This window comes from Heyndrickxia coagulans DSM 1 = ATCC 7050 (assembly GCF_000290615.1).
GTDB lineage: Bacteria > Bacillota > Bacilli > Bacillales > Bacillaceae_C > Weizmannia > Weizmannia coagulans.
Genome location: NZ_ALAS01000106.1, coordinates 1 through 341 on the forward strand (window position 1 = coordinate 1; position 341 = coordinate 341).

The 341-nt window shown below is 39.0% G+C and carries 1 protein-coding gene; it reads left to right on the plus strand.

Translation table 11 applies throughout. The features are described 5' to 3' along the window. Positions 1-13: 13 nt before the first annotated feature. On the plus strand, positions 14-341 hold a 328-nt coding region (locus IC21_RS04955), incomplete at its 3' end, for an ATP-binding protein (RefSeq protein ID WP_035180591.1).

The following is a 341-nucleotide window of genomic DNA, read 5'->3' on the forward strand; positions in this document are numbered from 1 at the left end:
AGGAGGCTGTCAATTGAAACAGGACATTAAAGAATTATGTAAGTCATTGAGGTTAGCTTATGTTGCGGATGTATACGAGCAAATACCGTTTGAAACTCCAGAACAATACTTGTATGGGCTACTTCAGGAGGAAATAAGATTAAGAGAAAAAGCGAGAGCGATCCGCTTGATAAAAAAGGCGAAGTTCTTAGATAAAAAGAGTTTACATGATTACGAGTGGACCGAACAACTTCGGTTCCCTCCTCACTTAACCAAAGAGGATTTGTGTAGCCTACAATTTATTGAGAATCGAGAAAATGTAGTTTTAGTTGGTTCACCCGGGACAGGAAAGACTCATTTAG